At 55.0% G+C, this 14014-nt stretch carries 13 protein-coding genes; 2 read left to right on the forward strand and 11 right to left on the reverse strand.

Annotated features, from left to right (window positions below; genetic code table 11):
* Positions 1-50 precede the first annotated feature (50 nt).
* From rstB to ydgH, 6 genes are all read right to left on the reverse strand, one after another.
* Positions 51-1349, reverse strand: a complete 1299-nt coding sequence (gene rstB / locus P349_RS19790; protein ID WP_032651054.1) for a two-component system sensor histidine kinase RstB — start codon at positions 1347-1349, stop codon at positions 51-53.
* A 74-nt stretch (positions 1350-1423) separates the two neighbouring features.
* Positions 1424-1684, reverse strand: a complete 261-nt coding sequence (locus tag P349_RS19785; RefSeq protein ID WP_032651056.1) for a hypothetical protein — start codon at positions 1682-1684, stop codon at positions 1424-1426.
* A gap of 247 nt (positions 1685-1931) precedes the next feature.
* Positions 1932-2648 carry a two-component system response regulator RstA gene (gene rstA / locus P349_RS19780; protein ID WP_024909333.1) on the reverse strand — a complete coding sequence of 239 codons (717 nt, stop codon included), beginning with the start codon at positions 2646-2648 and terminating at the stop codon, positions 1932-1934.
* 110 nt (positions 2649-2758) lie between these two features.
* Complete coding sequence (gene folM / locus P349_RS19775) at positions 2759-3481, reverse strand: dihydromonapterin reductase (protein WP_032651058.1); 723 nt, start codon at positions 3479-3481, stop codon at positions 2759-2761.
* 39 nt (positions 3482-3520) lie between these two features.
* Positions 3521-4903, reverse strand: coding sequence for an amino acid permease (locus tag P349_RS19770; RefSeq protein ID WP_023335474.1), 1383 nt, complete (start codon positions 4901-4903; stop codon positions 3521-3523).
* A 184-nt stretch (positions 4904-5087) separates the two neighbouring features.
* Complete coding sequence (ydgH, locus tag P349_RS19765) at positions 5088-6032, reverse strand: DUF1471 family protein YdgH (RefSeq protein ID WP_024909331.1); 945 nt, start codon at positions 6030-6032, stop codon at positions 5088-5090.
* Between the two features lie 535 nt (positions 6033-6567).
* On the opposite strand from ydgH, the gene pntA reads away from it, so the two are divergent.
* Both pntA and pntB read left to right on the forward strand, forming a co-directional pair.
* Complete coding sequence (gene pntA, locus P349_RS19760; protein ID WP_032651061.1) at positions 6568-8097, forward strand: Re/Si-specific NAD(P)(+) transhydrogenase subunit alpha; 1530 nt, start codon at positions 6568-6570, stop codon at positions 8095-8097.
* 10 nt (positions 8098-8107) lie between these two features.
* Positions 8108-9496 (forward strand): Re/Si-specific NAD(P)(+) transhydrogenase subunit beta, encoded by a 1389-nt coding sequence (gene pntB, locus P349_RS19755; protein ID WP_024909329.1) that lies wholly within the window; start codon positions 8108-8110, stop codon positions 9494-9496.
* Between the two features lie 122 nt (positions 9497-9618).
* Here the strand turns inward: pntB and uspE are convergent, their stop codons facing one another.
* The 5 genes from uspE to abgT all read right to left on the reverse strand — a co-directional run bounded on the left by uspE (position 9619) and on the right by abgT (position 13996).
* Positions 9619-10569 (reverse strand): universal stress protein UspE, encoded by a 951-nt coding sequence (gene uspE / locus P349_RS19750; RefSeq protein WP_024909171.1) that lies wholly within the window; start codon positions 10567-10569, stop codon positions 9619-9621.
* 109 nt (positions 10570-10678) lie between these two features.
* A complete protein-coding gene (locus P349_RS19745) occupies positions 10679-10861 on the reverse strand; it encodes a hypothetical protein (RefSeq protein ID WP_014883604.1) in 183 nt (60 codons plus the stop codon).
* Between the two features lie 146 nt (positions 10862-11007).
* Positions 11008-11760 (reverse strand): fumarate/nitrate reduction transcriptional regulator Fnr, encoded by a 753-nt coding sequence (gene fnr, locus P349_RS19740; protein ID WP_006174991.1) that lies wholly within the window; start codon positions 11758-11760, stop codon positions 11008-11010.
* 183 nt (positions 11761-11943) lie between these two features.
* Positions 11944-12459: a methylated-DNA--[protein]-cysteine S-methyltransferase gene (gene ogt, locus P349_RS19735; protein ID WP_032651063.1), complete on the reverse strand. Its 516-nt coding sequence runs from the start codon at positions 12457-12459 to the stop codon at positions 11944-11946.
* Between the two features lie 10 nt (positions 12460-12469).
* Positions 12470-13996 (reverse strand): p-aminobenzoyl-glutamate transporter, encoded by a 1527-nt coding sequence (gene abgT / locus P349_RS19730; protein ID WP_032651064.1) that lies wholly within the window; start codon positions 13994-13996, stop codon positions 12470-12472.
* Positions 13997-14014 lie beyond the last annotated feature (18 nt).

Raw genomic sequence — 14014 nt, forward strand, 5'->3', positions numbered from 1 at the left:
TACTTATCATATAGCACAGCACGCCGGGTCAGGCCAGCGTGCGGTTTAGGTCAGACAGGAACGGGAAGGGCGATGTTATGGTATACCGGCCAGCTAAAGCAGAAGCGCGCGCCGCCAAGCTCGCTCTCCTCGCAATGCACCGTGCCGCCCATTGCCTGCGCGATAGAGTAGACAATCGCCAGCCCCAGGCCACATCCGCCAGTAGCGCGATCGCGGCTGGGGTCGAGACGGACAAACGGTTCAAACACGGTTTCTCGCGCTTCCGGAGCTATCCCCGGGCCGTCATCCTCCACCGTCAGGTTTGCCTGATTGCCCTGCAAATCCAGCCCAATCTGTAGCGTACTTTCGCTGTAGCGCATGGCGTTGTTCATCAGGTTATCCAGCACGCGTTCCATCAGGCGCATATCGAGCGCGCCGTAATCACCCGGCGTCACGCGCGTTAACAGCGTGCGCTGCGGGTTTACGCTCTGAACGTCATCAATGTGGGTTTGCAGCCAGGCAGGAAGATCTGGCGTGCTGAGGTTCAGCTCGTTTTGCGGGCGATCGAGGCGCGCGTAGGTCAGCAGCTCCTCAATCAGCGCCTCAAGCTGGCCAATGTCGCGGTTAAGGGCCTGAGACTCTGCTTCCGTCAGATTTTCGCTCATCTCCAGACGATAGCGCAGGCGCACCAGCGGCGTGCGCAGCTCGTGCGCAATCCCGTCGATCAGCTGCTTCTTACTGGCGATCAGGGCATTGATGTTATCGGCCATCTGGTTAAAGGCCACGCCCAGACGTTCAAAGCTGGAACCGCTGTCGAAGTGAATGCGCTCGGTAAAATGCCCCTCGCCAAAACGCTGCGCAGCGGATTCCAGCTTCAGCATGTCCTGCCAGTGCGGGCGCATCCAGATAAAGACCGGAAACGCGAGCGAGATGGCGATAAAGGCCATCAGCGCCATGTCCAGCAGGCGCATCTGGTGCAGATAATAGAGATAGGGAACCGGGCCGACGGCCAGCACGTAATGGCTGCGCGGGATACGCTGGATAAAGGTGTATTTCTCATCCAGCGCGACGATGTCCCCGTCGCGCAGACGCTGCATGGCGGGTGGGTCCAGCTCAAAATTTTTTAACGGCTCAATGCGTAAATCGAATGACAGATTGAGATCCAGCTCTTTCAGGGTTTTCGCCCAGTCGTGCGGCGGGATCTCTCTTAGCTCGCTGCGCATCAGATAGAGCGAGCTTTTCATCAGGTCGTCCAGCGACTGCCTGCCTGCACGTTCGGCGGTGAATTTATAGACCAGCCCGACCAGCATGGTCATGACCAGGAAGCAGACAAACAGCAAAAGATAAAACTGCACAAACAGCTTTTTCATTGGATCTCACCGAAGAAACGCTTTGTGCAGAATATACATGAAACCCGCCGATATTTTCATGTCTGTGAAGCGCATTACATCGCGTGCGCACTTCTTTTTACCTTGGCGATGAGTGTTTCCGTTACGGCCAGACCTTCCGCAATGTGCGTATCAATCACGACAGTTCCAAATTCATTAATTAAATCCAGAAGTATTTCGTAAGACTGGATGAGTTCAAGGAGATCAAAGAGCGCTTTCCGATCGGCGCGTGAGGGAGAGGTATGGCTAAGCGCTGCCTGATTAACAATCCATTCAAGATTGGTTTTGATGGCTTCTACCTGACTGTAGCTATACATATTTCATGGGCTTAAATCCTCATATCAAGATTTTATGGGAGAGGTTTCGTGAGAACTTCACGGTGAGAAAGCGTTGTAGCCGGGTCAGTGCCAGCTGAAGAAAGGACAGTAGAAGGTTTAATTATGGGATAGTTCGCGTGCTTAGCAAGTTAATTGTTGCGCAAACGGATAAATAAAGGCGCGAAAGAGAGGGTATCACTGTGTAATGCCTTCATTTCGCGCATGTTATGCTAACCGGATAACGGAATCAGGTTTCCCAGGCGTGGGGGGCAAACAGGTAACCCTTATTACGCACGGTTTTAATGCGGTAGGGCTCGGTAGCGTTATCCTGCAGCTTTTTGCGCAGACGCGAAATCGCCACGTCAACGCTGCGGTCCATTCCGTCATAGCTCACGCCACGCAGGTTTTTCAGCAGCGCGTCGCGGTCCATGATTTGCCCGGCGTGCGTTGCCAGCTCCCACAGCAGGTCAAAATCCGCGGTGGAGAGGGCGATAAGCTCGCCAGAGAGCAGTACCTGGCGGTTAATGGGGTCAATAGACAGCGTACCGAAGCGCATCGCTTTGTGCGGCGTCAGAGACGCCGCGGGCGCTTCGCGTTCGATGCTGGCGTGCTGGCGCAAATGGAGGCGCAGGCGAGCGAGCAGGACGGCAGGCGGTGTGGTTTTCAGAATGTAGTCATTGGCACCCATTTCCAGCGACAAAATATGGTTCATATCGCTGTCCAGTGAGGTGAGCAGGACGATAGGGCCCTCCCACCGGGCGCGCAGGTCACGGCAGAGCGTCATGCCGTCTTTGCCTGGCAACATGATATCCAGCAGCACCAGATCGGGGTTTTCACGGACGACCACCTCTTCGGCACGATCGCCGCGAGGTTCAACAATGACGTCCATATCATGTTTACCCAGATAGGCGGCGATCAACTGCCCGACTTCGGGTTCGTCTTCAACATAAACAATCTTATTCATACAGCGTCTGTTTTCGTGAAAAAAGCCAACATACACCGCGGAACCTTAACCTTCCATTAATCTTTCAAAATTAACGCCGGTTCCGTAATTCTGGTTGTTATTCGTTTTCACTAGCGCAGCGGGCGTCCGCCGTCCACGGAAAAGGTTCTGCCGGTGACATAGCAGCTGGTGAGCAGGTAATCCACGAGGTCGATGACCTCTTTCTCGCCAGGGGCGATTTTCATAAGCGACTTATTCAGCGCCTGATGGCGATACTCCGCATCATCGTTTTCGTTAAACAAAATCATCGCCGGGGCGATGGCGTTCACCTTCACCTCGGGCGCAAGCTTGCGGGCAAACGAGCGCGTCATATTATCCAGTGCGGCTTTACTGGCCGCGTAGGCGATGTGCTTGTCGCTTCCGCGCTCCACCACATAATCAGTGAAGTGAATGATGTCGCCCGCAGCATGCCCATGGCCGCGCAGCAGATCCTGCAGAGCATGGTTGAGCAGATAAGGGGTATTAACGTGGATCTGCAACATGGCGGAGAGCGTTTCGCTGAGTGACGCACCGGGTTTTTCGGCACGCCATGCGCTGGCGTTATGGATCACGGCGCGCAGCCCCGTCGTGGTGGACTTCACCTCTTCCGCGAAAGCCAGAATGCCTTCATCGGTTGAAAAATCAGCCTGAATGCAGACAGCACCGGCTTTGCGTAGCCCTTCAATCGACGGGTATTCCGTACGGTAGCTGACAATGACAGGATGGCGAAGGTTGAGAAAGTGATGGGCAAGAGCGAGGCCGATACGGCGGCCTCCACCGGTAATCAGTATTGGGCGAAGCGGTGCATTTCCCATCGTATTCTCCTTTACAGTTCAACAATGGGAAAGGCGATGCTATCCCATTAACATCCAGGTTGCCGGCAGGGCAGCAACCAGTAGCAGTCCAATTAATGCCATCTCACGGCGTTTCAGCGCATTCTCCAGCTGATGCGTGCGGCGGGCGTAGATAAACACCAGCAGACCCGGTGCGTACAGCACTACCGACAGCAGCAGATGCATAGGTCCGGAAGCATACAACAACCACAGGCCGTAAATACAGGCTCCGACACCCACGACATAATGCGCCGGGCGTGTGGCAATTTTTAACAGATACGCACCCACTAAGAAATAGGGTACCAGAATCATCTCCGAGGCGATGGTCAGCAGCGTGTTATAGTCTGAACCTGTGAGCCAGATCAGCACCAGGCAGACCTGAACGCTGATGTTGGTCAGCCAGAGTGATGCCGACGGCGCGCTGTTTTTGTTTTGACGGGCGAACAGGCGTGGAAACGCCTTGTGCGTCGCGGCCAGGAACGGCACTTCAGCCGCCATGATGGTCCAGCTCAGGTAAGCGCCGCAGACGGAGACGATCAGTCCTGCGGCAATCACCACATCGCCCCAGGGACCGAGCATTTTCACCATCAGGCCTGCCATTGACGGGTTACGCATTTCCGCCAGCTCAGGACGCGCCACCACGCCCAGCGACAGCAGCGTCACCAGCAGATAGACCCCGAGCGCGGCCAGTACGGCCAGCAGCGTGGCGCGGCCCACATCGCGTTTATTCCGCGCACGGGCAGAAACCACGACCGCACCTTCCACACCGATGAACACCCACAGGGTAATCAGCATCGTGTTTTTCACCTGCTCCCAGACGGGAACGCCCAGCGCAACGCCGCTGAAATCGAGCTTGAATACGTCCATACGGAACGCAATAAAGGCCAGAACAATAAACAGGCCGAGCGGAACCAATTTCGCCAGCGTCGCCACCAGATTGATGCTGGCGGCCGTTTGTACGCCGCGTAATACCAGCCAGTGGACGAACCACAGCAGCACCGAGGCGCCCACAATAGACTGCCAGGTATTCCCGTCGCCAAAGAGACGCAGCTCAGGCGTATCGGTAAAGAAACTGAGCGCCGAGAAGACGATCACCAGATAGGAGACGTTGGCGATAACGGCACACAGCCAGTATCCCCATGCGGAACAGAAGCCAATCAGCTCGCCGAAGCCTTCACGGGCATAGGTGAAAATGCCGCCGTCCAGGTCCGGGCGAATGCGAGTGAGGAGCAGCATGGCGAAGGCCAGCAGCAGTATTCCGACACCGGTAATGCCCCAGCCAATGATGAGCGCGGAAGGGCTCGCGACGGCCGCCATATTTTGCGGCAAACTGAATACGCCTGCACCCAGCATTGAGCTTAAAACGAGTGCAGTCAGAGCACTCAGGCCAAGTTTCTTTTCCATTGGCTTCCTGTTATGAAAGGTCAAAATCCAGAATAATTATTTCGCTCAGGCGCATAAAAATGGTGGATCACACTAAGGCGCGGGATTTTACGGAGTGTAACGAAAGCATGCAATGACGTGTGGCAGAAATTCAAAAAAAGTAACAAAAAAGGCGGCATTGCGCCGCCTTTCGTAAACGATTTTGTTACTTGTACAGATCGGCGCTGATGGTCACGTTGTTACCACGTTCCTGCCACTGGCGGGTGATGTGGTAGTACTTCGCCCCTTTCTTCGCCGCACGCTTCGCGACCTGGTAAGAGACTTCCGTCATGTTGCCGTAGTTGCCGGTAAACTTGATGCTGTCGAACGGCACCATCTGCGCTGCAGTGGCGTTGTTCAGCTCTTCAATTTTGGTACCGTCCGGCAGCGTAACGGAATAGCGGCCACCTTTCGTGGACTGCGTTTCGAAGAAACGGCCCACTTCAGCGCTTGGGGCAGCCGTCGTTGCTACGCCTGGAATTTCAACTTTCTTCGCTTCTTCGCCGCCTTTTGCTATTGCCGCGCGACCTGCTTCTGAATTCGCCGGGATGGCATCCGGGCTCTGCAGAACACGTTTTTTCGCATCTTTTTTATAGATGAACGCGGTAATACGCTGGTTGCCACCCTGGTTAGCATCGACCTGACGCACGATGAAGAACGAGTAGGCCCCTTTCTCTTTCGCTGCTTTGGTGATGGCATCGTTCACTTCAGGCTGGCTGCGATAGAAGCCCTGAACGGTGACAGTGTCGTAAGGTTCCAGCTCAATCGCCTGATCTTTCGGCAGTTCAACAACACCGTTGATCACGCGGTTTTTCGGTGCGTCAGCTTTTGGCGCATTGTCTTTGAACAGCGCAATGGTCACGCGCTGGTTACCGCTGTTGCCGTAATCGGACTGGTCAACGACATAAAACGAGGCAGCCCCGTTTTTATCAGCAGCTTTTGATGCCGCGGCGACGGCGTCGCCAATAGAATTATAACGACCCACAATGACCGTATGGTCAAAAGGTTTTAACGCTGCCGCTTGCTCCGGCGTTAACTCTGTTGCGGCATTCGCAGACAGGGCGGTCGCGGAAAGAAGTGCGGACGCCAGGAGTGTGTTCTTAAGCTTCATAAAAATGATCCTTCGCCTTGCGCAAACCATGTACTGGTATTGTTGTTAATTTGAGACTGTCCCGATTATTGCATTTAAAACCCGTCGCTGTCTGCGCCATTTTTCACTGCCCGTGCTTACTGAATCACCTTATTCGATAACATTTAGTGATATGTTGAAAAAACACGCGTTTGACAAGTAAAACTGATAAAGCATATGACTTTTACAAGTTAATTTAATGTTAACAAGTTGTTCTCTTATGGCGCTATATCATGTTTTTACCGCTTCGTTTGCGCGATTTATCGGTTCTGGCGATGAATTTAAGGTAAATATCACTGTCAGTGACGCCGATCGCTTATTTTTCACAGATAAAGTAAGAAATAGTGTTTTCTGGCGGTAGATCACTGGCGCTATTTTCAGTAGGTTATAGACAGTTTGTTACTGTTTTATTTTCCGGGGTTAATCATATCTCGTCGCTCGCGCGATGGCGAAAATTGATACAAACCGCGGGCATTTATCGATAAACCATCATCAAAAACCGATGGAAGGGAAAACTATGCGTATTGGGGTACCAAAAGAACGGTTAGCCAATGAAACCCGCGTAGCGGCAACACCGAAAACGGTGGAGCAACTGCTTAAACTGGGTTTTACGGTCGCGGTCGAAAGCGGCGCAGGCAAACTGGCGAGTTTCGATGACGAGGCCTTTATCCAGGCTGGCGCAGAAGTGGTCGACGGTGCTGACGTCTGGCAGTCGCCGGTAATTCTGAAGGTCAACGCACCGGAAGAGAGTGAAATTGCGCTGCTGAATCCGGGGACGACCCTGGTGAGCTTCATCTGGCCTGCGCAAAACCCGGAGCTGATGGAGAAGCTGGCGGCCCGTGGCGTGACCGTGATGGCGATGGACTCCGTGCCGCGCATTTCGCGCGCGCAGTCGCTGGATGCCCTAAGCTCCATGGCAAACATTGCCGGCTACCGCGCCATTGTTGAAGCGGCCCACGAATTTGGTCGCTTCTTTACCGGTCAAATCACCGCCGCGGGTAAAGTCCCTCCGGCGAAAGTGATGGTGATTGGCGCGGGCGTAGCGGGCCTTGCCGCCATCGGTGCGGCAAACAGCCTGGGCGCTATCGTACGCGCCTTTGATACCCGTCCTGAAGTAAAGGAACAGGTTCAGAGTATGGGGGCCGAATTCCTAGAGCTGGACTTTAAGGAAGAGGCAGGCAGCGGCGACGGTTACGCGAAGGTGATGTCCGAAGCCTTTATCAAAGCCGAAATGGAACTTTTCGCTGCCCAGGCGAAAGATGTCGACATTATTGTCACCACCGCGCTTATCCCCGGTAAACCGGCACCGAAGCTGATTACCCGTGAGATGGTTGACTCCATGAAATCGGGCAGCGTGATTGTCGACCTGGCCGCCCAAAACGGCGGTAACTGTGAATATACCGTACCGAATCAGGTGACCACGACCGCTAACGGTGTGAAGGTGATCGGCTATACCGATCTGCCGGGCCGTCTGCCAACGCAGTCTTCTCAGCTGTACGGCACGAACCTCGTCAACCTGCTGAAGCTGCTTTGCAAAGAGAAAGACGGCAACATCACCGTCGATTTTGACGATGTGGTGGTGCGCGGCGTCACCGTGGTCCGTGAAGGTGATATTACCTGGCCTGCGCCGCCTATTCAGGTTTCTGCTCAGCCTCAGGCGGCAGCGAAAGCGGCGCCCGCGCCTAAAGAGCCCGCCAAACCGGCTTCTCCGTGGCGCAAATACGCGATCATGGCGCTGGTGATTATTCTGTTCGGCTGGCTGGCTGACGTCGCGCCGAAAGAGTTCCTCGGCCACTTTACCGTCTTCGCGCTCTCCTGCGTCGTAGGCTACTACGTGGTGTGGAACGTCTCCCATGCGCTGCACACGCCGCTGATGTCGGTAACCAACGCCATCTCCGGGATCATCGTAGTGGGGGCGTTACTGCAGATTGGTCACGGCGGCTGGATCAGCTTCCTGAGCTTTATCGCGGTGCTGATCGCCAGTATCAATATTTTCGGTGGTTTCACCGTGACTCAGCGCATGCTGAAAATGTTTCGTAAAGGCTAAGGGGTAGCATATGTCTGGAGGATTAGTGACAGCCGCATACATTGTTGCTGCAATCCTGTTTATTTTCAGTCTGGCGGGGCTTTCCAAACACGAAACGTCTCAGCAGGGGAATAACTTTGGTATCGCCGGGATGGCGATTGCGCTGATTGCCACCATCTTCGGGCCGGATACCGGCAACGTGGCGTGGATCCTGGTAGCGATGATCATCGGCGGCGCGATTGGTATTCGCCTCGCGAAACGCGTTGAAATGACCGAGATGCCGGAGCTGGTCGCTATTCTGCACAGCTTCGTGGGTCTGGCGGCGGTGCTGGTGGGCTTCAACAGCTACCTGTATCACGAACCGGGCCTGGAACCGATTCTGGTAAACATCCACCTGACGGAAGTGTTCCTCGGTATCTTCATCGGTGCGGTGACCTTCACCGGCTCTATTGTCGCGTTTGGCAAACTGCGCGGGAAGATCTCCTCTAAGCCGCTGATGCTGCCAAACCGTCATAAGCTGAACCTGGCGGCGCTGGTGGTGTCGTTTGTACTGCTGGTGGTCTTCGTGCGTACCGAAAGCGTCGGTCTGCAGGTGCTGGCGTTGCTGGTGATGACCATCATCGCGCTGGCGTTCGGCTGGCACCTGGTGGCGTCCATCGGCGGTGCGGATATGCCGGTGGTTGTCTCGATGCTGAACTCCTACTCCGGTTGGGCGGCAGCGGCGGCAGGCTTTATGCTGAGCAACGACCTGCTGATCGTCACCGGTGCGCTGGTGGGTTCTTCCGGTGCGATCCTGTCTTACATCATGTGTAAGGCGATGAACCGTTCGTTCATCAGCGTTATCGCCGGTGGTTTCGGGACCGATGGGTCTTCTTCCAGTGCGGATGAAGAAGTGGGTGAGCACCGTGAAATTTCTGCGGAAGATACCGCAGACATGCTGAAAAACTCGCATTCCGTGATCATCACTCCGGGCTACGGCATGGCGGTGGCGCAGGCGCAGTATCCGGTGGCGGAAATCACCGAGAAGCTGCGCGCGCGGGGCATTAAGGTTCGCTTTGGTATTCACCCGGTGGCAGGGCGTCTGCCTGGCCACATGAACGTGCTGCTGGCGGAAGCGAAAGTGCCTTACGACATCGTGCTGGAAATGGACGAGATCAACGATGATTTCGCCGACACCGACACCGTGCTGGTCATTGGCGCCAACGATACCGTTAACCCTGCTGCACAGGACGATCCGGGTAGCCCAATCGCCGGTATGCCGGTTCTGGAAGTGTGGAAGGCGCAGAACGTGATTGTGTTTAAACGCTCCATGAATACCGGCTATGCCGGGGTTCAGAACCCGCTGTTCTTCAAAGAGAACACCCACATGCTGTTTGGCGATGCCAAAGCCAGCGTGGATGCGATTCTGAAATCACTCTGACAGGGTAAAGCCCGGTGGTGCAAGCTTACCGGGCCTACCAAACCCGTAGGCCGGGTAAGGCGAAGCCGCCACCCGGCAAAAAAAACCGCCGGTTCCCCGACGGTTTTTTTTCATCTTGCTGGTTAATCGTCTTCCGGATCGTCCAGCTCAACCGGCGTCTGGTACTCATCCGGCTTAATGACCAGCAGGTCGCAGCGCAGATGGTCGATCACCTGTTCGGCGGTATTGCCGAGGAAGGCGGCAGAAATACCGGTCCGGCCAATGGTGCCCAGCACCACAATCCCCGCCTGCAGGTGTTCCGCCAGGTCCGGGATCACCTCTTCAGGCAGCCCTTTTTCCACGTGGGTCATTTTCTCATCAATGCTGAATTTCTGGCGCAGCGCTTTCATGGCCAGCAGGTGCTGACCGCGGATCGCGTCGTTGTACACGCTCGGGTCAAATTCAGGCAGCTCAATGGCAATGTTAATCGGGGTGACCGGATAGGCGCCCACCAGATGCACTTCAGTATGATTCACCTGATCGGCAAGCTGGAGGGTCTCCTTCACCAGCTTCTCGTTCAGCGAATTGTGGTAATCCTCTTCGCTCGCGAGGTTTACCGCCACAACGGCTTTCCCGCCTTCAGGCCACGGCTGGTCTTTCACCATCCAGACCGGGCAAGGGCATTTACGCAGCAAGTGCCAGTCGGTCGGGGTGAAGATCACAGATTCCAGCTTGTCGTGCTGGTGCGCCATCTTCAGCAGCAGGTCGTGCCCACCGGCGACAATCTCCTGGATGATGGCTTCGAAAGGTCGGTTATGCCAGACCACTTTAATATCAATGGGCACACCCGCTTCCAGGTAATACTTCGCCTGTTCACGGATCCACGCGGTACGCTGGCTGATGACGCCCTGACGCATAGCGGTGCGCTCGTCAGGCGACAGAAGGGTGGTCATCTCATACGAGAAGTCATAGATCGGCAAAAACGCTTTGATTTTGCCACCAATCCGTTGATGTAAATACACAGCACGTCGTAATGCCGGCTGATCGTCCTGATTCGGATCGATAGCTACCAGCATGTTTTGATACTTGGCCATACAGGTCTCCTTACTACTGTCACCACAGTCTGTAATTAAAAGAGTAACCTATATATCCTGAATGAAACAGAGGGGAGGTTTTGCCAGATCAATAATTCATGAAAATTTATCAGAGGAAAAGCACTGTGGTCGTCACCGCGATAAACGCAATAAACAGCAGCACCATCACCGCTATCGCAAAGGTCGTGGAGTCCTGAACGTAGGTTTTTTCCTCCCCCTTCATTGGGCCGACAAGCATGATCCAGATGAAGATAAAGGTCACTGAGGCGATCACGACTGAAACGAAAAACAAACTTTCTCTCAATTCATAACCTCAACGAGAACCTTTCGGGCGCTGTGTGGGGACGTACTACGGTGAAAATATCTTGAAACGAAAGTGATTATACCAGACCAATAAATCACAAGAATTTATCAGTCTGGTCATCAACAGGTGGAAAGTTATGCCACGTTGCGGGCGTGCCCGGCAAGAACGGCCAGCGCTTCACCGTTTTCGATAGTGATGTATTTACCTTTAACGGCCAGCATCCCGCTTTTCTGGAAACGACCCAGCAGACGGCTGATGGTTTCCACGGTCAGACCCAGGTAGTTACCGATATCGCCACGCGTCATCGTCAGACGGAATTCACGCGGCGAGAAGCCACGCTCGGCGAAGCGGCGGGAGAGGTTGTAGATAAACGCGGCCAGGCGCTCTTCTGCATTCTTTTTGGAAAGCAGCAGGATCATGTCCTGATCGCCTTTGATCTCACCGCTCATCAGACGCATCATCTGCTGACGCAGGTTAGGCATCTTGCCGGACAGATCGTCCAGGGTTTCAAACGGGATTTCACAAACCATTGAGGTTTCGAGTGCCTGAGCAAAGCTCGGGTGATGGCCCGTGCCGATAGCATCAAAGCCCACCAGGTCGCCCGCCAGATGGAAGCCGGTGATCTGCTCATCACCCTGTTCGGTGATGGTGTAGCTCTTGATGGTGCCAGAACGGATAGCATAGAGCGATTTCAGTTCGTCTCCCGCTTTAAACAGCGTCTGCCCTTTCTGAATAGGCTTTTTGCGCTCGATGATATTATCAAGCTGATCGAGTTCATGCTCATTCAGGGTAAACGGGATACAGAGCTGGCTGATGCTGCAATCCTGGCAATGGATAGCACAACCGCCAGACTGAATGCGTCGTATAATTCGCTTTTCCGGGATCATAGGTTTGCTCAAGCCTTAATTGATATTGGTCAATTTTAACATCTTTTTGGTAAGTACGTAAGCCTGACAAACCCTCAATAAGGACAAGAGACGGCAACGTGTCGCCATCTTCTTGAAATTCCACAGCTTGATTATGGATTTTTAGCCTAACCGGTAGAAAATTAAGCACAAAAAGCCTGGGAACTAGAGCAAGAGATACCCTTCGTGACGCAGCAGCCACTCTTTTCGCTGCACGCCACCGGCATAGCCTGTCATGGTACCGTTACGGCCAATGACGCGATGGCAGGGTACCACGATGCTCACCGGGTTAGAGCCGTTCGCGGCACCCACCGCGCGTGCTGCTCCTGCGCGGCCTAGCTGCTCCGCAAGCTGGCCGTAATGCATGACCTGCCCGCATGGAATCGAACGTAGCGCCTGCCACACTTCGCGCTGAAAAGGCGTGCCCGCCGTGGCGGTCGGCAGAGTATCGATGATGCTGAGATCGCCTTCGAAGTACGCCGCAAGCTTGTCGCTCAGCCCGCCCGGATTGGTGGCGCGGATACGTTCATATCCCTGTGAGCGGTAGTGAATCGCAAGCAGTTCTTCCATGCGGTCGCTGTGCTCTTCCCATTCGACGGCGCGCAGGCAGAACTGCTCGTCCGCGATCACCCACAGCGGGCCGAGCGGCGTCGCAATCTTGTCTTCGAGTAATCTCAGCATCCTCATTCCTTTAGTTCAGCCTCGGGTAAATCCCCGGTCCAATCGGCAGGCCGACAAGATACCACGCCACCAGCATCACCAGCCATACCCCTAAAAAGATAAGCGGGTAGGGTAAAACCAGCGAATAGTAGGTACCCAGTTTGGCCTCGGGTTTATAGCGCTGGAGGAAGCCTAAAAACAGCGGAACAAACGGCGAAACCGGCGCCAGCGGAATAACCGAAGAGTCCGCGATGCGGAACAGAATCTGGGCAAAAGCCGGGTGGAACCCCAGCATCATAAACATCGGTACGAAGATCGGGGCCAGAATCGACCAGATGGCGGAGCCGCTGGCGATAAACATGCACAGCAGGGATGACAGAAGCGCCAGGCCGACAAACGCTGGTACGCCGCTTAATCCGGCAGCCTCCAGCGCGTCGGTCAGGCCCACGGCCATAAACTTGCCCATGTTGCTCCAGTTAAACATCGCCACAAACTGCGCCAGCGGGAACACCATCACGATAAAGCCCGCCATCTCCTTCATCGGCTCGATCATCAGCTGCGGCAAATCGCCCTGACGGCGGATTTTGCCGGTAGCGATACCGTAGGCCAGCGAAACGACAAAGAAAAAGAGGATAATCAGCGGCACAATGCCCTGAATAAACGGTGACGGCAGGACCGTATGTTTAACCGGATCGCGCAATATGCCGTTTTCCGGGACCACCATCAGCGCCACCAGCGCGATAAAGGCCAGCGAGACCACGCCAGCCACGCGCAGGCCGAAGCGCTGCTCTTTGCTCAGGGTCTCCAGCTTTTCATCGCTACGGCCTTCCCATTTGCCCAGGCGCGGCTCGACGATCTTATCGGTAATCAGCCCGCCGACAATCGTCAGGACAATGACCGAGCAGGCCATAAAGTACCAGTTGTCGATCACGCTGACGTGCATTGCCGCATCAATAGTCTTCGCCGCCTCCGTGCTGATGCCCGAGAGCAACACGTCGGTGGTGACGATCAGCAGGTTAGCGGTGAATCCGCAGCCCACCCCCGCAATCGCCGACAGCAGGCCCGCCACGGGATGACGCCCGACGGCGAGGAAAATCAGCGCCCCCATCGGCGGCATGATCACCAGCGCGGCGTCGGAGGAGATATGGCTGAAGAAGGCGATAAACAGCACCATGTAGCTCGCGTACCGCGCGCTGACGTGGGAAGCCATCTTCACCATTAATGCGGGCAGCAGGCCAACGCGTTCTGCCAGCCCGGCGCCCAGCACAAGCGCCAGAATGGCGCCCAGCGGGGCGAAACCGCTGAAGTTTTTGATGACGTTAGGTAAAAACCAGTGCAGTCCGTCAACGCTGAGCAGGTTTTTCACCGCCACCAGGCTGCCGTCAGCCGGGCTGCGCACGCTCACGTCAAAGGCGGAGAGCACGGCGGTGGCGACCATCAAAATCACAATCAGATAGATAAACAGCAGGAAAGGGTGCGGCACTTTATTGCCAATCCTTTCAACCCAGCCATAGAGCTTACCGGATGGGGAATGCGAAGGTATGGATGACATACTCATGGGCGTTCCTCGGGAGTG

Origin of the sequence: Enterobacter sp. DC4, from assembly GCF_000568095.1 — a bacterium.
GTDB classification, from domain to species: Bacteria; Pseudomonadota; Gammaproteobacteria; order Enterobacterales; family Enterobacteriaceae; genus Enterobacter; species Enterobacter pseudoroggenkampii.

Coding starts and splice junctions, on each gene's coding strand:
- rstB (WP_032651054.1), bottom strand. CDS start 1,349: ATGAAAAAGCTGTTTGTGCAGTTTTATCTTTTGCTGTTTGTCTGCTTC.
- fnr (WP_006174991.1), bottom strand. CDS start 11,760: ATGATCCCGGAAAAGCGAATTATACGACGCATTCAGTCTGGCGGTTGT.
- ogt (WP_032651063.1), bottom strand. CDS start 12,459: ATGCTGAGATTACTCGAAGACAAGATTGCGACGCCGCTCGGCCCGCTG.
- abgT (WP_032651064.1), bottom strand. CDS start 13,996: ATGAGTATGTCATCCATACCTTCGCATTCCCCATCCGGTAAGCTCTAT.
- pntA (WP_032651061.1), top strand. CDS start 6,568: ATGCGTATTGGGGTACCAAAAGAACGGTTAGCCAATGAAACCCGCGTA.
- ydgH (WP_024909331.1), bottom strand. CDS start 6,032: ATGAAGCTTAAGAACACACTCCTGGCGTCCGCACTTCTTTCCGCGACC.
- P349_RS19770 (WP_023335474.1), bottom strand. CDS start 4,903: ATGGAAAAGAAACTTGGCCTGAGTGCTCTGACTGCACTCGTTTTAAGC.
- pntB (WP_024909329.1), top strand. CDS start 8,108: ATGTCTGGAGGATTAGTGACAGCCGCATACATTGTTGCTGCAATCCTG.
- rstA (WP_024909333.1), bottom strand. CDS start 2,648: ATGAATAAGATTGTTTATGTTGAAGACGAACCCGAAGTCGGGCAGTTG.
- uspE (WP_024909171.1), bottom strand. CDS start 10,569: ATGGCCAAGTATCAAAACATGCTGGTAGCTATCGATCCGAATCAGGAC.
- folM (WP_032651058.1), bottom strand. CDS start 3,481: ATGGGAAATGCACCGCTTCGCCCAATACTGATTACCGGTGGAGGCCGC.
- P349_RS19785 (WP_032651056.1), bottom strand. CDS start 1,684: ATGTATAGCTACAGTCAGGTAGAAGCCATCAAAACCAATCTTGAATGG.